At 51.4% G+C, this 24,656-nt stretch carries 14 protein-coding genes; 7 read left to right on the top strand and 7 right to left on the bottom strand.

What is annotated here, in order from left to right:
• The first annotated feature begins 232 nt into the window (after positions 1-232).
• From BM114_RS10730 to BM114_RS10720, 3 genes are read left to right on the top strand one after another with little or no spacing between them, the layout of a single operon-like run.
• Positions 233-1,066: an ROK family protein gene (locus BM114_RS10730; RefSeq protein WP_092113321.1), complete on the top strand. Its 834-nt coding sequence runs from the start codon at positions 233-235 to the stop codon at positions 1,064-1,066.
• A gap of 9 nt (positions 1,067-1,075) precedes the next feature.
• The gene (locus tag BM114_RS10725) at positions 1,076-3,613 is read left to right on the top strand and encodes a glycoside hydrolase family 2 protein (protein WP_092113319.1); all 2,538 of its coding nucleotides are present in this window, start codon (positions 1,076-1,078) and stop codon (positions 3,611-3,613) included.
• Positions 3,610-4,773 (top strand): substrate-binding domain-containing protein, encoded by a 1,164-nt coding sequence (locus BM114_RS10720; protein WP_092113317.1) that lies wholly within the window; start codon positions 3,610-3,612, stop codon positions 4,771-4,773. The genes BM114_RS10725 and BM114_RS10720 overlap by 4 nt, the downstream gene beginning before the upstream one ends.
• A gap of 184 nt (positions 4,774-4,957) precedes the next feature.
• Here the strand turns inward: BM114_RS10720 and BM114_RS10715 are convergent, their stop codons facing one another.
• Positions 4,958-5,821 (bottom strand): tetratricopeptide repeat protein, encoded by an 864-nt coding sequence (locus tag BM114_RS10715; protein WP_143089312.1) that lies wholly within the window; start codon positions 5,819-5,821, stop codon positions 4,958-4,960.
• Between the two features lie 235 nt (positions 5,822-6,056).
• Here BM114_RS10715 and BM114_RS10710 point away from each other — a divergent pair, with 235 nt between their 5' ends.
• Entirely contained in the window at positions 6,057-11,765 is a 5,709-nt protein-coding gene (locus tag BM114_RS10710) for an MG2 domain-containing protein (RefSeq protein ID WP_092113314.1), read from the top strand.
• A 119-nt stretch (positions 11,766-11,884) separates the two neighbouring features.
• Here BM114_RS10710 and BM114_RS10705 read toward each other — a convergent pair whose 3' ends face one another.
• From BM114_RS10705 to BM114_RS10690, 4 genes are all read right to left on the bottom strand, one after another.
• On the bottom strand, positions 11,885-12,283 hold the full coding sequence (locus BM114_RS10705; protein ID WP_255406493.1) for a DUF6249 domain-containing protein: 399 nt from the start codon (positions 12,281-12,283) through the stop codon (positions 11,885-11,887).
• A 58-nt stretch (positions 12,284-12,341) separates the two neighbouring features.
• The gene (locus BM114_RS10700; protein WP_092113311.1) at positions 12,342-12,656 is read right to left on the bottom strand and encodes a hypothetical protein; all 315 of its coding nucleotides are present in this window, start codon (positions 12,654-12,656) and stop codon (positions 12,342-12,344) included.
• Positions 12,646-13,176 carry an RNA polymerase sigma factor gene (locus BM114_RS10695; protein ID WP_092113309.1) on the bottom strand — a complete coding sequence of 177 codons (531 nt, stop codon included), beginning with the start codon at positions 13,174-13,176 and terminating at the stop codon, positions 12,646-12,648. The genes BM114_RS10700 and BM114_RS10695 overlap by 11 nt, the downstream gene beginning before the upstream one ends.
• A 569-nt stretch (positions 13,177-13,745) precedes the next feature.
• On the bottom strand, positions 13,746-14,753 hold the full coding sequence (locus tag BM114_RS10690; protein WP_092113328.1) for a glycosyl hydrolase 53 family protein: 1,008 nt from the start codon (positions 14,751-14,753) through the stop codon (positions 13,746-13,748).
• 306 nt (positions 14,754-15,059) lie between these two features.
• Here BM114_RS10690 and BM114_RS10685 point away from each other — a divergent pair, with 306 nt between their 5' ends.
• On the top strand, positions 15,060-16,466 hold the full coding sequence (locus BM114_RS10685; RefSeq protein ID WP_092113308.1) for a S41 family peptidase: 1,407 nt from the start codon (positions 15,060-15,062) through the stop codon (positions 16,464-16,466).
• 264 nt (positions 16,467-16,730) lie between these two features.
• Complete coding sequence (gene priA / locus BM114_RS10680) at positions 16,731-19,004, top strand: replication restart helicase PriA (protein WP_092113307.1); 2,274 nt, start codon at positions 16,731-16,733, stop codon at positions 19,002-19,004.
• A 233-nt stretch (positions 19,005-19,237) separates the two neighbouring features.
• Here the strand turns inward: priA and BM114_RS10675 are convergent, their stop codons facing one another.
• Entirely contained in the window at positions 19,238-20,755 is a 1,518-nt protein-coding gene (locus tag BM114_RS10675; protein WP_143089311.1) for an OmpP1/FadL family transporter, read from the bottom strand.
• A gap of 142 nt (positions 20,756-20,897) precedes the next feature.
• Entirely contained in the window at positions 20,898-23,009 is a 2,112-nt protein-coding gene (locus BM114_RS10670; RefSeq protein ID WP_092113304.1) for an HD family phosphohydrolase, read from the bottom strand.
• Positions 23,010-23,115: 106 nt separating this feature from the next.
• On the opposite strand from BM114_RS10670, the gene gltX reads away from it, so the two are divergent.
• Positions 23,116-24,633, top strand: a complete 1,518-nt coding sequence (gene gltX / locus BM114_RS10665; protein WP_092113303.1) for a glutamate--tRNA ligase — start codon at positions 23,116-23,118, stop codon at positions 24,631-24,633.
• The last annotated feature ends 23 nt before the right edge of the window (positions 24,634-24,656 follow it).

Raw genomic sequence — 24,656 nt, 5'->3', positions numbered from 1 at the left:
TTACCTATGGAGAATATGGGTATAACACCGTGGCAAGGAATATTTCCCTTATCATTTACTTGATATCCTGCAAAATGATTGTAACTTTCGAGAATTTTCCGGAACTTTGCATTGGAGTTGCGCATAGCGATGATAATACTTAATGAATAAAGTTCCACTAAATGGTTAGAAATCAATTGCAGGTACAACTTTTACGCATAAATAAATGTTTCTATTTTAATTCAACTAACGAGTGAACATAGGTATTGACATGGGTGGCACCAATATGCGTGCTGCCCTCATAGACGGCGATAGGATTCTCTGTAAGAAAACAGTATCTTGTCCGTCAGCCGGGTCTCAGCAAGAGGTGCTCGATGTTCTTGTTCAACTTGTCAGAGGAGTGAAAACACCTGAGGTTACAGCTATTGGAGCAGGCATTCCCTCTGTAATGGATCGCAAGGAGGGTATTGTTTACAATGTTGCGAATATACCTTCTTGGAAGGAGGTTCCTCTCAAGGCTTGTTTAGAAGATGTTTTTCATGTACCAGTCTCTCTGGATAACGATTCTAACTGTTTCGCTCTTGGTTTAGCTCATTTTGGCGAAGGTCGCAACTACAATAACTTCTTAGGGGTTACATTAGGTACTGGACTTGGAGCAGGGGTAGTCATAGACAAGCAACTTTATCGTGGCTGTAATGACGGAGCAGGTGAATTGGGTTCGCTCTCTTATAAGGATTCCGATATAGAGCATTATTGTAGCAGTCATTATTTCCTTAATAAGTGTGAATGTACAGCTCGGGATGTGGGTCGGGCCGCTCGTCAAGGAGACAAGATGGCCAAGGAAGTATGGAATGAATTCGGAATCCATATCGGGCGATTTATTAAAACGGTAATGTTTACTTATGATACAGAGGCTGTTATCTTCGGTGGTGGCATTGCTTCAGGCTTCGATCTTTTCGAGAAATTCATGTGGAAAGAAATAGCATCATTCCCTTATGCCAAATTGGCTGAGCGTTTAAAGGTCTTCCCAACTGGTCTGAATGATGCGGCTCTTTTCGGTGCAGCATCGTTATGTGAGTCAATGTAAGAAAAAGCTATGAATAGAAATCTATTAAGGGTATTCTCGGTTGCGTGTTTTCTGCAGGCATGTCTTTTAATGGAAGCTAAGGTGATTCCTCTTCATGATGGATGGGTGCTGCAGGGAAAATACAAGGCAACTGTGCCTTCTACAGTAATGGGCGTGCTCACCGATAATGGAGAATACCCAGGATTGCTGGAAGGCACAGCCTATAAGAATATTGATCGGACACGCTTTGATGTGCCTTGGACTTATACCCGTACCTTCCGTCTTTCCCCTGCAGAGCTTGCTGGACATGTAATTCTCCAATTGGATGGCATCAGCTACAGAGCCAATGTCCGACTAAATGGTCAATTGATTGCTGACAGCACGGAGATTTGTGGAACTTATACTCGACATACTCTGGATATTACTGAGAAGGTGAAGAATGTCAATCTACTGGAGATAGAGGTGTCAAGGGCTCGCGCGGGAGAGCCTAATGCTGGTTATGTGGACTGGAATCCCCGCCCGGCCGATGAGAGTCTGGGAATTATTCGCCCAGTCAGCATCATTACCTGTGGGGATGTTATGCTGAAGGATCCTTCTGTGATGAGTGAGGTTAATGCAACTACGCTTCAAGAAGCTTGGCTGCAATTATCGGTTGGAGTCAGAAATTTCTCTCAGTGTGAGATTTCCGGTTTTCTTCGTGGTTCTTTCGATGGTAGGAGCTTCCAGGTTCCAGTTACCTTGAAGGGTGGTGAGGAGAAGTTGCTGAATCTCACTTCTGATGCTGTGCCTCAGTTGTATGTTATGAACCCGAAACTCTGGTGGTGTCATAATATGGGTACACCGACACTCTATAGAATGAAATTGGAATTTGTTAGTCGCGAGAGAATAGAGGATTCTTTTACATTCAGGTTCGGAATACGCGAAATAGGAGATTTTTTCACGGAAGAGGGTAATCGTGGTTTCACGCTCAACGGGCGCAGAGTGCTTGTGCGTGGCGCAGGATGGACTGACGATATTTTCATGAGGGATACTCCTAAGACCTATAGGTTGCAACTTGGCTATGTGTCTGATATGAACTTGAATGCCATCCGGATGGAGAATATCTGGGGAAATTCACAGGATGTCTTTGAACTCTGCGATAGCCTTGGTATAATGGTTCTTCCGGGCTGGACTTGTCATTGGGAATGGGAGGAATACCTTGGAAAGCCCTGCGATGAGCTTTATGGTGGCATGACTTCTGATAAAGATATCAGCTTGATGGTTAGATACTTACATGATCAGGTACTATGGTTGCGTCGTCATCCAAGTATAATCTGTTGGTTTGTAGGCAGCGATAAGATTCCGTGTATGCCTTTGGAAGAAAAATATCGTCGTCTGCTCCGGCGGATAGATCCAAGCCGTCCGTATATAACTTCTGCCAAGAAACTGGAGACTCAGCTGTCGGGCACGGCAGGCATGAAAATGGCAGGCCCTTACGACTATGTCGGCCCATCCTATTGGTATTCACACAAGGCTCCAGGGGGTGCCATCGGGTTTAATACCGAGACGGGCATTGGAGCTCAGCTGCCACAGCGCGAGTCTTTGGAGCGTATGCTTGGTAAGAATCCCTGGCCGATATCCTCTGTATGGGGCTATCATTGCACAGCCTCTGCCTCTTCCATGGGCAAACTTGATAAGTTGCAGGAAGTTGTGGAGGCTCGCTATGGTACTCCACAGAATTTATATGATTTTCTTCATAAGGCCGACTTGGCTAACTACGAGAGTACACGGGCTATGTTTGAGGCATTCCGCGTGAACATCCCGAAAACGACGGGGATTATTCAGTGGATGCTCAATGCTGCGCGTCCTGGACTTTACTGGCAGCTTTATGATCACTATCTGGTTCCGAATGCTTCATATTATTCAGTCCGGAAGGGTAATGCTTCCCTACAGCTTATCTATGATTACGGTCGGAAGCGAATAGTAGCTGTCAATGAAACCTTTCTGCCAGAAACCTTGACTGCCGAGGCAAAACTATATAGCCTTGGGGGCGACTGTATCGGTTCTGAACAGAAGACATTCAATGCGGAATCTTTTGCCGTAGAGGATGTTTTCCCTCTACCAGAATTCTCTGGTAATGCCTTTCTCTTCTTGTATTTGAAAGATAGTCAAGGCCATGTAATCGCTTGTAACGACTATGCGCTAACAGCAGACATGGATGTCTATGACTGGGATGCCTCCGACTGGATATCCACGCCAATCAGCCATTATGCTGACTATAGGTCGTTGTCGGAAATGCCTACAGCAACTGTTGCAATGGAAGTAGACCGGCAGACGGCAGGCGGAAAGACAGTTCTTACGATTCGTCTGACTAACCAGTCTGGTATCGTTGCATTCTTTCTGCGTATGGCTTTGACCGACAAGCAAGGGTGCCTCGTGGTGCCTGCCCACTATACAGATAATTATGTATCTCTGGAGCCTCATACTGAGCGTAAGATAACTTGTACGATTGAGGGCGGAAGGCAGGAAAAGTATAACCTCCTCCTTGATGGCTGGAATGTTAAGAAATACATTTTGAAAGTGAAATGATTCGACTTATACTGTTATCGGATTTTACAGAAGCTTATGCCTCAAACCTTCTGAAGGGTATACAGGAATATGCCCGTGGGCGAGAGCCATGGGTCGTGTGCCGCATGCCTACTTCTTTCCGCATAGAGCATGGGCTTGAGGGTGTAGTCAATTGGGCCTGCCACTGGAAGGCTGATGCAATTATCGGACAGTTTGATTCTTCGGATGATGTCGGCATGTTCCCTCGGCATGGAATCATTGCGCTGGCCCAAGACTTTAAGCGGCGTTTCGACACAATACCGAATCTCACGGGCGATTATCTTTCTCAGGGTCGCAAGGTGGCTGATTATTTTGTCAGTAAGGGATTCCGAAACTTTGCGTTCTATGGTTATGAAGATGCGGTCTGGTCCGAAGAGCGTGGCAGGGGATTCCGTATTCGGTTGCAAGAGCTGGGTATGGGTGAGGAAGTGTCTGACTATCAGAAACAACCATTGGAAAATCTATGGTACTACGATTCAGATCCTTTGGTCGAATGGATACGGGCGTTGCCTCATCCGACAGCTATATTTGCCTGCGACGACACCCGTGCTAATACCATACTGGAGGTATGTCGTATGTTGAACATCCGTGTACCGGTTGATATTGCCGTATTGGGGGTTGACAATGACGAGATAACCTGCAGTCTTTCCTATCCGTCTCTTTCCAGTCTGGACCTCGATGTCTTCCATGCGGGCTATGAGGCTGCTACTTATATAAATGAGCTGTTGCGTGGAACAGAAACCGAGATCAGGGATGTGATAGTTGGCTTTAATGAAATTGTAGAGCGTCAGTCCACGGATATTTTCGCTACCAAGAATAAGTATATTCTGAAAGTGCTCTCTTATATTCATTTGCATCTTTCAGAAGATTTGTCCGTGGCAAGCCTTCTGCAAATGGTACCTATGTCGCGGCGTCTGTTTGAGGAAATCTTCAAGCGAGAGACGGGGCAGCCAATTCATCAGTATGTAATCAGTCTGCGTGTACGACGGTTGGCTCAATTGTTAGTCTGCAGTTCTGATTCCATAGAGGATTTGTCTCTTGAGGTCGGTCTTGGCAGTCCGAAGAATCTCTCCCGTATGTTCAAGAATCGTATAGGGGTGTCGCCTCAAGAATATAGGCAGAAACACAAAAACAATCCTTGAAATCTTCATGTAATGAGTAAGAAATCAATTGGAGAAGGCGACAGCAATTTCAAAGAAAGGCTGTCAATCTGATGGAAGATAATTTATTTAGGAACTCGCTCCTCGCTTTTTCCCTACTGGGATGGATAGTGCCGTCTATTATTGGTATATCTCTTGACTGGGAGGCTCACTCCTTATCTCTTCTTCAATTCTCTCCCTGCTTTTCCTTGGCAGTCAATTCTTGAACAGCCTTGCGCCCAATTTCCTGAAATTCGGCATCATTGGAGTCTTTCAAGAGGATGTAATATCTGACGGCTTCGGCCTTCCTACCCAGTTGCTCATATAGATAGGCGATGTCGTAGGAAACGATTAAATCGTCGGGTGCGTCCTTGTGGATGGCCAGGAACTGGCTGAGTGCCTCCTCGTAATTTCCCTTCTGAGCAATCAGACTGGCCTTGTTAGTCCTGAAGGGAATATGGGTGGGATAATAGGCGAGCAACATTTCAGCAAATTGCATCGACAGACTATCGTTGCCCATATCGACAATCTGCGAGAAATAGTCCTGGCAGCAGTCCCTGAGAAACTCTTCCCCCTCCTTCGGCGTAGGTTGATCTTGCGCCCAACTCCATTGTTTTTTATTCTTTCTAGTGCGTTCCAATACCTTTCCGATTTCTTTTACTGCCTCTTCCCCGCACCCTGTTTGCAGTAGGATGTGCACCTTCCCGAAAGCAAGGTCGAGACGGTTCGGATATTTCCCGATGCCTTCGTCCAGTTTGTTGAAGAGCTTTTGGAGGTAAGAGTCGTGATAAATCGTTGTGCCTGTGATGTATCCCTTCGTTTGTCCCGTGCTATCCTGTAGTTCCAACGCCTCTCCATTGTTGGGTTTCTGAGTTGTCATCTGGAGTGCTGACTCTTGTGCCTTGGCCCAGTAGTAATTAGCCCAAGCGGCATATAAGTCGCCCGAGGCCTCTCCTGTCCGCTCCCATTCAGCGAGCAGATGGTGCATAGCCGTGGTGTCTCCTTTCTCTAACAGGTGCTGAAACTCTGTGTTATAGTCTTTCTGTGCCATTCCTGCCAATGCGAAAAGAAACAGCGATTGGAGTACTAACAAGCGCTTTGCTCTGCAAAAGTTGATGCCCATAGTGTATTGTTGATAGATATTCAGCTGCAAATATAAGAAAAAATAGCAGTTCTTGATACAATAGTAGGTTGTTTTTTTCGTTATCTATCACAGATATCTGAAAACCAGAAAGTAGCTTTTATGGTTGCTTCTTATTGTTATACCTTTTATTGGCGTGCTTTGTATGAAGAAACTTCTTTTTACCTGTCTGTTGCTGTTATTGGCCGTGTCCGCTCAGGGTCAGAGTTATGAAGACTTGTGGGTGCAGTTCAGTTCAAACTTGGAAATGAAGCCACGGACGGCAATTTCCATCTTACGGAAGATCGAATCGAAGGCTGAAAAAGAACTGTCTTATGGCAATCTGCTACGGGCTCAGATAGAGCGAAGCAACCTTTCGGCGGTTCTTTCCCCCGACAGCGTTGCGTCTTTTGTGGAAGTCTTCAAGCAGAAGGAGGCTTCCCTGAGAACCCGCAAGCCTCTGTTGGCCAGTATTTATGCGGCTTTCTTGCACAACCAAATTCCCAATGACACGCTCTATAACCGTCTCGCGTTGGCCAATATGCCCTTGTTGGCTTCCGCAAAGGCTGCCGATTTCGCTCCTGCCGTGGAGTTAGGCCCTGACGGGAGGTATTTCGGCAATGACCTCTTGAGTGTCATCGGCTATTATTTGGGTGATTTCAAAGCTCTCAATGCCTATTACACGCAGGTCCACAACCGTCCTGCCGCCCTCTTGACGGGTCTTGAATGGCTTCGTCAGCGTCGTCCTGCCCGGTTTACAAAGCGGCTTCGCCGGACTTATCTCCATTCGCTGGATTCCCTGCAAAGTCTCTATTCCGACTTGGAATTGGCGGCCGAAATAGCTACGGAGCGTTATAAAGTGATGGCCGGCGACAAGAAAATCTCAGTAAAGCAACGCTATGAATATCTAACGGAAGCTCTGAATCGTTATTCCGGCTATTCGCATCTGGAATACCTGAAGAACCAGAAAGCCCTCCTGACGGCCCCCAGTTATGAACTCCGTTGTCCTCAAAACCTCCTGACTACGCAGGATACGGTCAGGCTGCGGGTAAACTATACCAACCTCCACAGGCTGCAGCTGGTGGTCTATAAGATAAATATGCCGGCGACGGAATACGACCAATTGCGCTATGAGAAGCGTTCTTTCGAAGCCTTGGACTCCATGGGCTACCTACAGCAGATGCCTTCCCATTGCCTTTCCCGTAATTATTCTCCTTCTACGGAGTATGCTGCCTGTCAAGATTCTTTGCTCCTTCCTCCTTTGCTGAAGGGCGTTTACCTGATTCGTGTCAGTTCTCCAGATGTGTCGAATAAGATCCGGGAGGATGTCCTTCGTGTCAGCGACCTGCGCCTGTTGTCGCTCGGAGTGCCCAAGGGGAACAGGTTCAAGATGGTTGTCGTCAGCGCCGTTACAGGTCGGCCTGTGCCTTCTGCTTTTGTCAGACAGGGTGAGAAGGTGTGGAAGTGCGACTGTAAAGGCGAGCTCTTGCTGAAAGATAATAAGAAGAAAGTATGGATTTATACGGCCGCCGATGCCGCCAGTCCCTTTGAGTATTTGTCAGGCGGCTATGGTTATGTTGATTCCGACTACGAGAAAGAAGCCCGTATGAGTCTTTTTACGGATCGAAACCTCTATCGTCCGGGGCAGACTGTTCATGTCGCAGGCATCTATTATGATCAGTATCATCATCAGCTGAAGGTGAAGACGAAGAAGAAAATCACGCTCGAGCTCTATGATGCCAACAGCCAGATGTTGGCAGAGAAAGAGGTCGTAACCGACGATTTCGGCACTTGTAGTGCCGATTTCGAATTGCCAAAGTCAGGTCTTACGGGTACCTATTCTATAGATAGCGATGATGAGAGCGTGGAATTCCAGGTAGCGGAGTATAAGCGTCCTACCTTCGAAGTGTCCATCGACAAGGTGGACTGTGTCTATCAGCCTGGCGACACGCTGCGCCTGAAGGGGCATGCCAAGAGCCTCATGGGCGAGCCTGTGCAGCGTGCGGCGGTGGAATATACCGTGAGATTCAGGGCTCCGAGCGGTTCCGAGAAAGACGAGTCGCCGTCTCCGACCTCTTTGAATACCGTCTCCGATGAGCATGGCAACTTCACTTTGCCGATACCGCTGACTGCCGATGTGGAGTTTGACGACAACCGATATTGTGCCTATGAAGTAGAGGTGAAGACTACGGATATGGCTGGCGAGAGCTATGAGCAGCATCTGGAATTTCCCTTGAAGGCAAAGCCCGTAGAACTGTCGGCCAACTTCAGAAATGGCGACAGGGTTACTTCGGACCGCCTGAAGAGGCTTTCCCTGACACCGCTTAACAATAAAGGCATTCCTGTGAAGGCCGATATTGTCTACTGGTATAAGGGCATTGATGGCGAGAAGTTCCTCCTGAAGGCTGGCGACAAGGGCGGTCTGCACCTTCCTCAAGGTATTAAGGCGGGACGGCTGAAGCTTTTGGCTGCCTGCCAGGGCGATACCCTTCGCCGCACCTTGGTGGTGTTCGACCCACAGGCCACCCGTCCGTGCTATGCCGCGGACGAGTGGTTCTATCAGAATCTTTCAGAGTTTGCTCCGCAAAACCAGGTGCCCGTAACTGTCAGCATCGGTTCCTCCGAGCAGGATATACATGCCTATTACGCCGTTTTTGCCAAAGACAAGCTGCTGGAGAGCGGTACAATGGACTTCAGCGATTCCATCTGTACCCGGAAATTCCTGTATCGCGAGGCTTACGGCGATGGCATAGTGGTAGCCGTGGGATGGTATCGCAACGGACGGGCACATACCCATGACTTCCGGATAGAGGCTCCACTACCCGACAAGCGACTGATCATGAAGTGGAACACTTTCCGCGATCGGCTCCGTCCGGGCACTTCCGAGGAGTGGAGTCTTCATGTCGCTACTCCCGACGGGCGGCCTGCCGTGGCGCAGTTGATGGCTACGCTCTACGACCAGTCGCTCGACCGCATCAACGAGGAGCATGCTTTCCAATTCTTCCCGAATCTCTATAACCGTCTGCCTCGTGTGGAGTGGTGGTATCGTGATAGCAGGGCACTTTTTGTGGGGGCATCCGTTGGCTTCAACCCGATTCCCGAGTCAAGCCTTGTGTTGAATCAGTTGAACCTCGGCGGCGTGCTCGGTCAGGTGCGTGGAGTCGTCAGCGATGACAATGGCGATCCGCTCATAGGCTGCGTGGTGCGGGTTCTGGGTACTGACCGACGCACCGCCACTGACATCGACGGGCACTATTCCATCAAGGCCTTCGCGGGCGAGGTGCTCGAATTCTCCTACATTGGCTGCCTCTCGCAGCGGCAAAAGGTGGCTACGGGAATCCTGAATGTACAGATGACATATGACGGTAACGGGCTCGATGAGGTCGTTGTAACGGGCTATGTAGTGCACAGGAAGTCGAGCATGGTAGGCTCTGTCGTGCGCAAGGTAAGGTTCACGGCACCCGTCATTAAGCGGGATTCCGACGAGAGGTTGGTGGACGCCCTTTCGGGTTCTTTACCTGGTATCTATGGCAGCAGGTCGCCAGAGGATCCTCGCAGAATACTTGGCCTGCTTAGTGAAGCCGACTCGGTGAGCAGCGTGCAGCCCGATGCCGCTGCCCTGGCAGCCGTTCCTGTGCGTGAAAACCTGAACGAGACGGCTTTCTTCGTGTCGCATCTGACAACCGATTCCGATGGCAATATCACCCTCAATTTCACCGTTCCGGAAAGCATCACGGCGTGGAAGTTCCTCGGGCTGGCCCACACCCGTGATGTGCGTTACGGCCTTCTGGAGTCGGAGGCTGTGTCGCGCAAGGACTTTATGGTGCAGCCTAATCAGCCTCGTTTCCTTCGTGTGGGCGACGAAGGCACACTTTCTGCCCGAATCTTCAACTCTTCTGACCATGCTCTCAGCGGCTCCGCCCTGTTGCAACTGCTGGATGCCGAAACCGAGCAAGTGGTCTATGAGCAGCGTAAGGACTTCTCCGCTCCCGCCGGTGAGCAGCAAGTAGTGAAGTTCAGCTATGCCCCCAAACCTTCCGATCCAGCCCTACTTATCTGTAAGGTGGTAGCCTCGGCAGGCGGTACGAGCGATGGTGAGCAGCATTATCTGCCCGTGCTGTCTAATCGGGAACTGGTAACGCAGACTCTTACCTTCACCCAGCAGCAGCCGGAGAAAAAGACTTTTGACCTGCGGGAGCTGTTCCCAGAGAAAGATGAATCCAATCGCCTGACGGTGGAATACACCTCCAACCCCTCGTGGCTGTTGCTGCCGGCACTCGCCAAGTATGCCCATCCGTTTGACGACTGCGCCCTCTGTCAGTCGGGAGCCTATTATGTCAACTCCCTTGCGCGCCATATTCTCACTTCCTCGCCCGACATTCGTAAGGCCGTGGAGGCATGGGCGAAGGACACGACGATGGTAAGTCCGCTCCAAAGGAATGAAAACCTGAGAAACCTGTTGCTGAACGAGACACCATGGGTGGCCGAGGCCAAGGGAGAGACTCGTCAGAAAGAGGAGCTCGTGAACTTCTTCAAACGCGCCCGGATAGATCGGGAACTGGGAGCCAACCTGCGTCAGCTGCGCCGCTTGCAGAATGCCGACGGCTCGTGGAGCTGGTTTAAGGGCATGGACGGAAGTTTCTTTGTAACCCTTGCCACGGCAGAGGCATTGGTGCGGCTGAACACAGTTTTGGGGCAGCAGGCCGACACCCGAGCGATGCTCTCGTCGGCTTTCGGCTATATGGGAGCGGCCGCTGAAAAAGAAGTAGCCCGCATGAAGGGGCACCGCGCGCAGCAGCTCTCGTCTGACTGGCTGGAATATCTCTATCTCTGCGCCATGGAACAGCCCCGGCTCAAGCCGTCGGTGCAGGATGCCAATGCCTATCTCGTTAAGCTCATAGAGGGCGATGAGTCGTTGCAGAGCATGTTCTCACGAGCCTTGGGTGCCATTATTTTCCATCGTGCAGGCCGTGAAGCGAAGGCTCTGGATTATGTGGAGAGCCTGAAGCAGCATACCGTCTACCGTGAAGATATGGGGCGTTACTTCGACACGAAGCGAGCCGGCTATACCTGGCGCAACTACAAGATACCCACCCAGACGGCGGCCATCGAGGCCATCCGGATGATAACGCCCGACGACAGCGTTACCATTCGGCAGATGCAGCAGTGGCTGTTACAGGAGAAGCGAGCCCAGTATTGGGAGAATCCAGTGGTAACGGTAGATGCCGTGAATGCCTTCGTGGCAGGACGGGGAAATGCCTTTGTGGCTGGTGTGCCACCTGTTTCCATTTCCTCCGACGGCACTCTCCAGACTTCGGCGGCTACGCCGCAGATAGGTTATGTGCGAGCTACGATGCAGCCTGATTCCGCTACCCAGGTTACCATTGACAAGAAAACGACCGGAACCAGCTGGGGTACGCTCTATCTGCAGGCTGTAAAGGAGGTGAGAAATGTGGAGTCCTCCGGGACGGAACTGCAGGTAAAAAGGGAAATTCTGAAGGATGGCGAGGTGATTGCCGTCGGCGGGCAGAAACCGGTAAAAGCCCTGAAGGTGGGAGATAAGGTAACTGTCCGTATTATGCTCGATGTCGAGCGCGACCTCGACTTCGTGCAGATAGTAGACAAGCGGCCGGCCTGTCTGGAACCTACCAACCAAATGAGCGGCTACGACTATACCCTGCGCTGCTACTGTGCGACGAAAGATGTGGCTACCCATTACTTCTTCGACAAGCTCCACAAGGGGCACTGGACAATAGAGAATACCTACTTCGTGGATCGTGCGGGTCACTATTCATCGGGCAGCATTACGGCTCAATGCGCCTATGCCCCCGAGTTTTCGGCTACGGGGAGCATGCTGGAAATAGAGGTGGAATAGCCTTGGCGGGGCACGACGGCGATAGTTGGTTGTGCCCCGGAAGGCATTTAGCAAGAAAAGGCCTGCTGGAATCACTTCCCGCAGGCCTTGGTTTCAAAAAGAGATTTTTATTTTAAGAGTTAAGATTCTTCCTCTTCCTTGATTTGTTGTCTTGCCTCCAGCTTCGACTTGATGATGAAATAGACGAGAAGGCCGATACCTACACCCACGGCGAGAACGATATAATAGCCGAGACTCTTTTCACTCAGGTCCAACAGGAGGTCTGTTCCCCAGCCCAGCCCAAGGCCTATCAGCGAGCATCCCCACATTAGGGCGCTATACTTACTGTTCTTGTTCTTGGTAGGTTCTATCAGTAGTTTGGCTGTTTCGGCGTCTACATGGTTCTCGATAATCGACTGCCGGACTATGCGTTCGTTCCTTTTTTTGTGGTATATCACAAGGAAGGTGCTGACAATTGCTACGATTCCACACAAGATACCCATACTTACGATGATGGCTCCAGCTTCAAAAGTATTCATAATCTAATATTTTAAATGGTTAAACTTCTACTTAAAAGACCTGTCGGCTACAGGATTATTACATCGCTCGGACAGAAAAGTTTTCAAACATCTGGTATCCTGTCCAGATAATAGAGATGACGAATACCAGCATGGCAAAGGTAACGGGCAGGGAAAATCCCGATTGCACAACGGCTTTGTAGGCGCAATAGAGCATAAGCATAACGAAGAGGGGAAGTCCGAAACATAATGCCGGCAGGTGCAGCCACTTGCGGGCACGCTCCCTGCGGCTGGTTTTCCGCAGGTTCTGCATGATGCTCTGGTTGATGTCTTCGAGCAGCTTCTGCCGCTCAAAGGTTTCTCTCATCAGTTGGTTTAGTTCTTTATCGGTCATGGTCTTGTGCTTTGATTGTTGATTTTAAGTGCTCGCGTATTCGGTGCAGGCGCACCAGTACATTCGCTTGTGAGAGATTAAGCTGTCTGGCAATGTCATCGGTCTTTACCCCTTTATAATAATGGAGCCGGATGATTTGGCGGTCTTGCTCAGGCAGGGCATTGACAGCAGCCTCCATCTGGAGCAGCTTTTCCTCGTGCTCATCAGAGTAAGGCGTGTCGGGAAAATCGTGCTCCAGGGCTTGTGTGCGTCGTCGCCGTGCCTTGTCGAGATGGTTCAGTGCCAGGTGCAGGGCGATGGAGGAGAGCCACGCCCCTAAGGTTCCCTTGCCGCTCCAGCTGCCGAGGCGGGTGTAAGCCTTGATGAAAGTCTGCTGAGAAATTTCCTTTGCGAGTTCCTCGTCCTTGACAATGCCGAGTGCTTTGGAAAAAACCATGCCAGAATATTTCCGCACGATGTCTTCAAAGCTGCCCATGCGTTGGTGCACGAGGACTTGTTTTACCATTTCTGAATCTTCCATGTGTTGTGATCTGTTACTTCTAAGACTGTTGCCGAGGTATATTATTACACGATTCAGGAGATTTTTTCAGTACAAAGATATAAATAATTTCAGAAACGCACTTGGTTGCTATAAGATTTATTGCTGGCAGGAGTATCTCCGGGAGAGAAGGCATCTGCGGGCGGAAAAGTAGGGAAAAATCCCGGATAATTATCCGGGATAGAATTGAAAGCCACGGTCGTCATCTCGGCGGTATGGTTTCCTTTTAAAATAAGTAATTTCTTACTTAAATCTAACTTAAATGATTATATGCTTAAAATGCAAAAGAGTTTCACAACTCTATATATACTACACTTCAGAGACGGAAACTACTTACTCCGACAGTATGTTTAGCATAATTTAAGAAAGAGAGTGCAGCGGAATCCGGAGCAACAGGGGGTGATTTTTACACTGGGGGAGACATTTTTTTGCCATGAAGACAGAAACGGAAAAAAATCCCGGAAGATGTTTCCGGGAAAATGAAAAGACGGTGCATACAGCCTTCTGAACCGACAGGCATCTGGTGGGGAGACTGCTCCATCCAGGGATGCTCATCGTTTGAAGGCATCCATGATGACTGTAGGCCGATTGTTCTGGAAGGCTCCCAGCGGATAGCCTCCTTCCAATTCCGGTGCCCAATAGAACACTCCGTGGCAGTGACCGTCGGTCTTGTGCTCGGCCGCCTCTATGATTTCGGAGAGTATTTTCTTTCCTTCTACAGGCTTGGCGGATTCTACGCCTGTTTCTACGACTATGCTCTCCGTTCCGTATTTACGGTAGAGATGCTTGATGTTGGCCGTGAAATCGCGAATGGTTCCCTTATAGTCTTTCTCGAGTTTGGCCTCGATGTCCCAGTGGGGGTATACGCTGATGCCGATGATATCCCATTTGGTGCCGTATTTCCGGAGGCCGTCAAAGATGAAGTCGTAGCGTTTCTGGTCGCATCCCGCATCCAGATGGACGATGACCTGAGCGGCGGGGTATACGGCTTTCACGGCATCATAGCCCGCCTGGGTGAGCCCGGCATACTGTTCCATGTTGTCTTCTGCCCGCCCCATGGGCCATAGGAATCCATGTGTAGTCTCATTTCCCACCTGTACCCATTTCACTTCGATGTCGTTGTCCTTGAGCAACTGCAGCACCTCTTGCGTGTACTGTCCGATCTGAAGCTTCACCTCGTCGTATTTCAGGTATTGCCATACACCCGGCACCGGTTGTTTCCCTGGGTCTGCCCACCAGTCGCTGTAGTGGAAGTCAATCATTATCGCCATACCGTAATAGCGTGCCCGTTTGGCCATCTGGAGCACATCTTCCTTGCCCGACCAGCCTCCCCGGGGATTCACCCATACCCGGAGTCTTACTGCATTGAGACCGAGTTCTTTCATCAGGGCGGTATTCTCGCGGATTTCACCTTTGGCATTATAGAGTTTTTCGCCGCGTGCCTCCAGCTCGGTGGTGCCGCTGATGTCGGCACCCAGCCAGAAAGTGTCCTTGCCCTGTGCGTTGCCGTTCAGGACGAACAGGGCCGAAAGGATTGTTAATAAGATTCTATTCTTCATGTTCTTGTTGTTTATAATGCTACAAAAATAAACAAAAAATCTCATAAATCGTGCATTTCTCTACCTGTAGAAAAGAAAAATCTTCCCAGATGATATTAATTTCCCCGAACTTCTTTACTCGTTATAGAATTTTCATTACCTTTACACCTCAATGAGAGAGAACGGTTTTTTAAGCCATTCAAAATATGTTTGCGCATACATTATTTATACTTGTCATCGCACTCCTTGCCGCCACGGTATGGGCATAAGGCAAGGATAAGCCCGCGTCCAAGTGGAAATATATAATCATTAATATTTGTATAAGTCATGAAAAGGAAAAATCTGCTGCGATCCATTTTGTTGTTTCTGCTCGTTGTATGCACGATAAAAGCACAGGCTCAGGACGACAGTCTCTATTCTATTGACAACCCTTCACCCGAGTTGCGGTTGAAATCCGGAAGCCTGTTGTCAAGGAAACAGGCCGTATTCGATATCGAATCGCTCATCTATAACCTCAGCGAGATACATCCTAATCTGTTTTCCGTCTGCGGGCAAGGCGCTTTCCTGCAGATGGTGAACCAGATAGAGGCCGCCTTGCCGGACTCGTTATCTACCCTGCAATTATACAAAGCCATACAGCCTCTTGTGGTAAGGATTGGCGATGGGCACACTTCATTGTTTTTTCCATATAATGATGCTTTCAAAAAGGATACCCCCAGGATACCGCTTTCCCTTGAGGTCGGGTCGGACAATGCCGTTACGGTTTCATTCAGTTTGGGTAACAAGATTCCTGAAGGGGCGCAAATCCTTGCGATAAATGATGTTACAGCCCGGCAGATGATAGAGCGGATGCTGGATTATGAGAGTGGAGAATCGCAGGCCTTTAGGATGCAGAGGGTGCGTAACGACTTCCCTGCGCTCTTCTTCCTGCTCTATTCTGCGGATTCCTATAAAATAGAATACAAGGAGCCGGGCGGCGGGAAGCCTCGCCGGATTACGCTTGCTCCCTGTCCCAATCACGAGCTTTTTGCATTGAAAAAGCAAAGGGAGAAGCGGGCCGTGGCCGCACCAGAGAGTTATAGCTTCCGCCTGCTTTCCGAAGACAAGGTGGCGGTCATGGACTTCAAGGGGTTTAACGACCCTGAGCGGATGAAGGTCTTTGCCGACTCTATGTTTACAACATTGCGCGAAAACAATATCCACAGCCTGATTATAGACATCACCGAGAATGGCGGGGGAAACTCGGAAGTCGGGGATATATTGTTCCGCTATATCTCTCCCAGGCCTTTCAATCAGTTTGGAAAGGAGCTTGCGCGGGTTACGCCCACCACTCAAAGGCTCATGGACTGGAAGCAGAATGTAGGCTGGTATTATATGGAAGTTCAGGACAGTGATATGATTAGGCCTCTGACAGAGAAAGAGGGACACTTCAAGGGCAGGGTCTATCTGCTCACCAGCAACCGCACCTTCTCTTCCGCAAGTTCGTTTGCATGGGCTTTCAAGGTGTTTGGCATGGGGAAGGTCATCGGCGAAGAGACGGGCGGGATGAATGTCTGCTTCGGGGATGTGCTTATGTATCGTCTCCCTGTCTCCGGACTGAAGGCTTCCGTCTCCTACAAGCGTTTCTGGCAATATGGCGCCGACGAGAATGATATACACGGCACATTGCCGGATTATGAAGTGCCGAAGGACGAGGCTTTGGCCAGGGCAATCGAAATTGCGAAGAGGCTTTAGGCGGATACAGAGCATTACCCGTCAAGAAATCAGCGAGCCCTATTCAAGCATTAAGATTTTTGGGGATTGGCGGATTCTGCCGGAAAACATTTCGGGGATTTGCTCTTGGAATGCCATAAAGCGCGAGTTTATCAGGTGGAAGACCGCGTTTCATAATTTCCTCTATCTGGATTACTTTTCATGAAGTACGCCGTATCTTCCATCTGGGGAAAATAAAGCGGGATTTGTTTTGCGTTCTGCTCGGTTTGGTGTACCTTTGCCACAATGAAGTTTGTCGATGTCATACTGCCCTTGCCGCTGGAGGGAGTGTTCACCTATGCCGTTCCCGATGCGATGGAAGCCCAGGTGAAGCCGGGTGTGCGCCTGCTGGTGCCCCTTGGCAAGAGTAAGACCTATACCGCCATTGCCAGCGAGGTGCACGACCGAGAGCCGCAGTTTGAGGTGCGCGAGGTGATGGCCGTGCTCGACGAGGGGCAGCCGATGCTCCTCCCGCAGCAGCTGAGGCTCTGGCAATGGATAGCCGACTACTATATGTCGCCCCTCGGCGAGGTCTACAAGGCGGCGTTCCCCTCAGGCCTGAAGGCCGAGGACGGTTATCGTCCGAAGACCGAAACCTTTGTAGCCCTGCCGCAAAAATATCAGGGAGAGGAGGCCTTGCACATCGCGCTGAACATGCTCGGGCGAGCCCAGAAGCAGCAGAAGGTGCTCCTCGACTATCTTGCCCTCTCTCACTGGGACACCCTCGAGGGCGCGGAACCCCAGGAGGAGATTCGCGAGATATCGCGCGAAGAGCTTATGAATGTGAGCCATTGCACCTCGGCCAACCTGAAGTCGCTCGTCGACCGGGGCTTTCTCACGACCTACGAGCGGGAAGTGGGGCGGCTGAACCTGGACTTTGAGCCCGACTTCGGCAACATCAAGCCCCTTAGTGAGCCGCAGCAGAATGCCTACAACCGCATTCTGATGCAGATGATGAAGCACTCTGTGGTCTTGCTGCACGGGGTTACTTCCAGCGGGAAGACCGAAATCTATATCCATCTCATCCATCAGGCCTTGCGGCAGCACCGGCAGGTGCTCTACCTGTTGCCCGAGATTGCGCTCACCGTTCAGATTATGGAGCGGCTCCAGAAGGTGTTCGGCAACCGGCTCGGCATCTACCACTCCAAGTATAGCGACGCCGAACGCGTGGAAATCTGGCGGAAGCAGCTTTCCCGGAATCCCTATGACATCATCCTCGGAGCCCGCAGCGCGGTGTTCCTGCCGTTCCGGAACCTGGGGCTGGTCATCATCGACGAGGAGCATGAGACCAGCTTCAAGCAGCAGGATCCGGCACCCCGTTACCATGCGCGGTCGGCCGCCATCATGCTTGCCGGCATGTATGGGGCGAAGACCTTGCTGGGGACGGCCACCCCGTCGATGGAGAGCTACTATAACGCAAGTCGGGGAAAGTACGGCCTCGTGGAGCTGAAGACACGCTATAAGGGCATGGAACTGCCCGAAATAAAGGTGGTGGATGTGAAAGACCTCCGCCACCGCAAGATGATGAAGGGGCCTTTCTCGCCGCAGCTCCTTACGGCCGTCCGCGAGGCTCTGGGCCAGGGACGGCAGGTGATATTGTTCCAGAACCGGCGCGGATTCGCCCCGATGATAGAGTGCAAGGTGTGCGGATGGGTGCCGAAGTGCTCCAACTGTGATGTGTCGCTCACCCTTCACAAGAACACCAACCTGCTCACCTGCCACTATTGCGGGTTTACCTATCAGGTGCCGGCGGTGTGCCCGAATTGTGAGAGTACCGAGATTCGCGGGCGGGGATACGGCACGGAGAAGATAGAAGACCAGATCAGGGAACTCTTTCCCGAGGCCCGGGTGGCGCGCATGGACCTTGACACCACCCGTACGCGTACTGCCTACGAGCGCATCATCAGCGACTTCTCCCGGGGCAAGTCGGATATCCTCGTGGGAACGCAGATGATCAGCAAGGGACTTGACTTCGACCGCGTGAGCGTGGTGGGCATTCTCGATGCCGACTCCATGCTCAACTATCCCGACTTCCGTGCCTACGAGCATGCTTTCATGATGATGGCGCAGGTGAGTGGGAGGGCCGGCAGGAAAGGCCGCCGCGGCTTGGTATTGCTACAGACGAAGAATGCCGACCTGCCCGTGATAGCGCAGGTGGTGAGCAACGACTACGAGGGTTTTTTCAGAGACCTGCTGGAGGAGCGGCGGCTCTTCCGCTATCCGCCTTTCTATCGCCTCGTCTATGTCTACCTGAAGCATGCCAAGGCCGAGGTGGTCGACACGGCGGGCATTGAACTGGGCAGCCGTCTGCGCCAATGGTTCGGGGAGCGGGTGCTCGGGCCGGATAAGCCTGCCGTGGCTCGTGTCAAGGCCCTGCACATCCGCAAGCTGGTCATCAAGCTCGAAAGCGGCATCAGCCTGGAACGGGCACGCGGGTATCTGCGGCTCGCCCAGCGGCAGATGATGCAGGACAAGTGCTATGCCGCCCTCCAGATATACTATGATGTAGACCCTCTCTGACCGCTTCCCGTCGGGTTAATCGCGGCTGTTTAAATTCCTTTTAGCTGCTTTCTGTTCAGTAAAATAAGTGAATTTGCATTGTAAAATCACTTATTTTACCTTTTAAAATCACTTATTTTATATTATAAAATCGGCGATTTCGTCAGCCTGTTGACGGCAAACAGGAAAGGCCGGTGGCGCATGTAGCGTCGCCGGCCATGGTTTTTAATAGGTTTTGTGGTTTTTGTTCTTGTTTAGAAGTCCACTTCCACGCCGAGGCCGAGCACCTTGTTGGTGCGGGTGAAGGAGTTCTGCACTCCTGCTGCCGACGGTGCCGTGCGGTAGTCGCCGTAGTTGGTCTGGAAGTAGGCTGCGTTGACGGCCACCTTGTCGGATACCTGATACTTGGCTCCGAGGCCGAACGACCAGGAGTCTACGACGAATGAAATGTCGTTCATGTAGCTGTCGGTGAGGCCGTATTTGGTAATCTGGAATCCGCCGCTCACGGTGAGATTGTCCACGGGATCCCACTCTACGCCGCCGAGATACTCATTGGTGCCGCCGTCGAGAAGTTTCTGCTTGTCGGCGTATTTCTTCGACTCGGCGTCGTAGAAGTGGTGATAGCCGGCATTGAGGCGCACATTGGGCAGTACGCTCCACTGTGCTCCGAAGGCCAGCTGGGCGGGGTTGTCTTCACGAACGGAGGTCCCGTCGCGGAACTGGTTTACCGCTTCGATGGCCATCACCTCGTCGACGGTAGACTTATTCTTCATCGACATGCGCGTGCGGAACTCGTATTTGGCGGCAAGGTTGAAGTTCCCGGTCTTGTAGTCCACGCCGATGATGGGGGCTATGCCGAAGCCTGTCTGGTCGGACTGGAGGTTCACACCCTCGCGATAGACCTCGAGCTGGGTGAGCGAAGCCTGTGTCGTGGTGAGCTGTGCCTGAGTGGCAAGGAGGGTTTTATACTGCGTGAGGTATTGCTCGGGAGCATTCTCGCCCTGGGCGTCGATGATGGGCTTCAGTTGGTTCAGCCCTGCCTGTACCTGGGCGAGGTTGCCGGCCAGATAAGCGTTGGTCTGGTCAAGATAGGTACCGAACGGTATGAGGCCGTTGGCGGTGTTGACGCGTATGTCGGAAATCTTGGCCTTGTAGGTGGCTATGCCGTACAGGGCGCGCAGACCGCCGTAGACGGAGAGATGCTCGTTTACCTTGTATGCGGCACCGACGGTGAGCCCGAAATAGAACTGCTTGCCCTGCATGTAGCTGTTCAGGTCGTATCCCGTCGCCCCGAGCGGCTTCAGGGAGTTGGCAATCTGGCCGACAGCCCCCTCGAAGGAACCGATGCCCTGCTTGAACTCGCACTTGCCTCCGCCGCCTGTAATGGTGGCGTTGAACTGGAGCGACCACCTGCCTTTATTGTAGGCTCCCTGAAGGGAAGGCAGGAAAGGAGCCCTTGCGTATCCCTTATAGGTCTTGCTCGTGGCAGCATCGTTTTGCACTCCTAAGGCGAAGAGGGGATTCGTGGTGGTTACGGTGCGCGTCTGCCATACCGACTGCCAGTTGAAGGCTATGTGGAAACCCTCGTTCATAAAGGCCACTCCGGCTGGATTCGAGTAGACTCCGTCGATGCCGATGGCACCGTCGCGGGCGGGATTTCGAAGAAAACTAATACTCTGATTGGTATTCGTCAGGATGCCACCAGCTCTCATGGTGGTCGTGCCTGCCATAAAGAAAACAATCGCTAAGCAGGCAAATTTTAATTTAATCATTCTAAAAAAGTTGTAAAAATTTGTCCGCAAAGTTACGAATTGTGTTCTATAATACGCCTTTTTGTTTTACTATTTTTATAAATGTTAACTATAAAACCTTATATTCATGCACAAATTTGGAAATCTGTGCATGAATAAAAGCTTATTTCTGGTTTTTTCCCTGATAATAGTGTTCTCTCCGAGGGGTTTCTTCTCCGGCCTCGGTTTTTTTCTTCAGTTCGGGATATTGGATGCGCGTGTGGTAGATGGACATCAGTCTCTCAATGAGAACTTTCTTGCTTTGGTCGATATCCAGGAAGGTGATGGGGCACTCCTTATAGTATCCGTCGGCCACCTGATGGTCTATGAGCTTGTTGACGAGGTCGCTGATGCTTTCCTCGGTGTAGTCGGAAAGTGAGCGTGAGGCCGCTTCCACGGTGTCGGCCATCATCAAAATGGCCTGCTCGCGGGTAAACGGGTTGGGGCCGGGATACATGAACGGGGTCTTGTCTATGGTCTCACCGGGGTGCGCATTCTGCTCTTTCACATAGAAATACTTGGCGAGCCCTCGTCCGTGATGCGTGAGGATGAAGTTCTTGATGACCGTGGGAAGATTGTTCTTCTCCGCCGTCTTCACGCCTTCCATTACATGTCCGATGATGATGCGGGCGCTTTCGAGCGAGGTGAGCGCGTCGTGCGGATTCACGCCTGCTTGGTTTTCGGTGAAGAAGACGGGGTTCGCCATCTTCCCGATGTCATGGTATAGCGCTCCCGTACGCACGAGAAGGCTGTTCGCCCCGATCTTATTGGCAATCTCCGCAGCCAGGTTTCCCACGGTGATGGAATGCTGGAAGGTGCCCGGAGCGACTTCGCTCAGGTCCCGGAGAACGCCCTTGTTGGTGTTGGAAAGCTCGAAGAGCGTAACATTGGAGGTGAAGCCGAACAGCTTCTCGATAAGGTACATCAGCGGGTAGACCAGCAAGAGCAGCACCCCATTGACGGCAAAATGATAGTACATGCTTTGGTCCAGCTTGGCTATATCGTTGCTCTGCATGAGTTGAAGGGCAAAGTAAATGGAGGCGCTGGCCAGTGTAACGAAGAGTGCTGTCTTGAGAACCTGTGCCCTTTGGGAAAGTTCACGCAGGGAATAGATGGCCACGAGTCCCGCCACAATCTGCACGATGATGAACTCATACTGGTATTTGACGGCGGCCGCGCAGATGAGTATCATCGTAACATGTGTGATGAATGCCGTCCGGGAGTCCATGAAGATGCGCGTGAAGATGGGCACCATGGCGAACGGAAGTATGTAGACGCTGAAGAAATTGTGCGTCATCATGATGGAGACGATGATGGGGAATATCGTTATCATCGCATAGAGCATGGTGATACTGCGGGGCTTGGCGAAGTAATCCCTGCGGAAGAGCCATAGGTAGAACGAGAAGAGCAGCACCATGATGCTCACATAGATGAGCTGTCCGATGATGGTGGAGGTGATTTCGGTAGTCGCGGCACTCCGTCTTTGCAGCTCCCGCTCGAAGGAAGAGAGCACCCGGTAGGTGTATTCGTCCACGATTTCGCCCCGGTCGATGATTTTCTGTCCGCTGAGCACCATCCCGCTGGCGGGCGATATGCCGCTGAGCAAGTCGTTGAGTTCCGTCTCACTGCGCTCTTTGTCATACAGCAGGTTGGGCTCGATGTATTCATTGAGGTTGAATTTCTGCAATATCGGCTTCAGGGGCGCCAGCCGATCGTCGCTGAAAAGCATGTTGTAGGCGGTCAGGGTGGAGTAGGGAAACTTGATCTGGAGGCTCTGTGCCTCCTTTCCATTGACCACCCGAATCATGTTGGAGGAGTCTTTCGCGAGGACCCCATACTCCGGTGCGTTCATGATTCCGGCCTGATAGAGCCTGTGCAGGCGGGCTATGACCAGCGAGACATATTCCCGCGGAAGTCCCGGAAACCCATCCTTGAAGTCCTGTCGGAGCCTGTTCAGCTGCTCGGTCTCCACTTTCAGGTCATAGTTGTAATACGGTTGGAAGGCCTTCATCATGGAGTCTTGCTGTGCCTTGATGGTCTCCTCTGTCTTATAAATGGGAAAATCGAAGCGCGCAATGAATGATCCGTACATCCAGGGCTTATTGATATCGTAGCGGAAACTTGGCCCCTCGTTGCGGGGAAGAAACCACACGATGAGCAGGATGGTGAGCGATACCAGTATGATGCGCGTCAGCAGATTACGCCAATAGTGATTATCTAAAGAGTTGAACTTCATATCTTATAAATATAGTTTACCTTGCGAAAATACGAAAAAAATACGCAATACTCGAAAAAAAATAGTAATTTTGCACAAAAATTACAACTTACCTTCATTTTTTAGAATGTCAGAAAGAAAAGTCCGCGTGCGTTTTGCACCAAGTCCCACAGGTCCTCTGCACATCGGGGGAGTGCGTACAGCCCTTTTTAATTACCTCTTTGCCAGGCAGCACGGGGGCGACTTTGTGTTCAGGATAGAGGATACCGACTCCCACCGCTTCGTCCCGGGAGCCGAGGAATATATTATCGAGGCCTTCCGCTGGCTGGGAATCAAGTTCGACGAGGGTGTCAGCTTCGGCGGCTCTCACGGTCCTTATCGCCAGAGCGAACGGCGGGAAATCTATAAGAAATATGTCAGCCAGCTTCTCGATGAGGGTAAGGCTTACTACGCTTTCGACACGCCGGAGGAACTGGAGGCCAAGCGTGCTGAGGTCCAGAACTTCCAATATGACGCCCATACCCGCATGCAGATGCGCAATTCGCTGACGATAGCTTCGTCGGAATGGGAGAGCCTGATTGCCGACGGCCAGCAATACACCGTCCGTTTCAAGGTGGAACCCGGCCAGGAGATTGTCGTGGATGACTTGATTCGCGGCTCCGTGCATGTGAAAAGCGACATTCTCGACGACAAGGTGCTCTATAAGAGCGCGGATGAACTGCCCACCTATCATCTCGCGAACATAGTGGACGACCACCTGATGGAGATCACCCATGTTATCCGAGGCGAGGAGTGGCTGCCCTCCGCACCCCTGCATGTGCTGCTCTACAAGGCCTTCGGCTGGGAGGGCACCATGCCCCGGTTCGCCCATCTGCCCCTGCTGCTGAAGCCGGAAGGCAAGGGCAAGCTCTCCAAGCGCGACGGCGACCGCCTCGGTTTTCCCGTTTTCCCCTTGGAATGGCACGACCCCAAGACCGGCGAAGTCTCCTCCGGATACCGCGAGAGCGGATATTTTCCCGAGGCCGTGGTCAACTTCCTTGCCCTCTTGGGCTGGAATCCGGGCACGGAGCAGGAGCTCTTCTCGCTCGACGAGCTGGTTCAGGCCTTCGACATCACCAAGTGTTCTAAGAGCGGGGCGAAGTTCGACTATCAGAAAGGAATATGGTTCAACCACGAGTATATCCTCCGCAAGTCAGACGAGGAGATAGCCGGCCTCTTTGCCCCGATTGTTGCCAACAACGGCATTGACGAGAGCATGGAGCGCATCACGACGGTGGTGCATCTGATGAAAGACCGCGTGAGCTTCGTCAAGGAGCTCTGGCCGCTGTGCTCTTTCTTCTTCATCGCCCCGACGGCGTATGACGAGAAGACCGTACGCAAACGCTGGAAGGAGTATTCCTCCCGGCAGATGACCGAGCTCATGGCCGTTCTCGAGGGCATCGACGACTTCAGCATCGAGGGTCAGGAGCCCGTCGTCCTCAAGTGGGTGGAGGACAAAGGCTACAAGCTTGGCGATGTGATGAACGCCTTCCGGCTCGCTCTCGTGGGCGAGGGCAAGGGTCCCGGAATGTTTGATATATCGGCATTCCTGGGCAAGCAGGAGACTCTCCGCCGCCTGAAGAAGGCCATCGAAATATTGAAATAGCCCCATTAACCATCTTTTCTCAT

This window comes from Prevotella sp. KH2C16, assembly GCF_900113305.1.
Classification (GTDB): domain Bacteria; phylum Bacteroidota; class Bacteroidia; order Bacteroidales; family Bacteroidaceae; genus Prevotella.
Note: the sequence above shows the minus strand (reverse complement) of the source record. Positions and strands in the feature narration are given on the sequence as shown.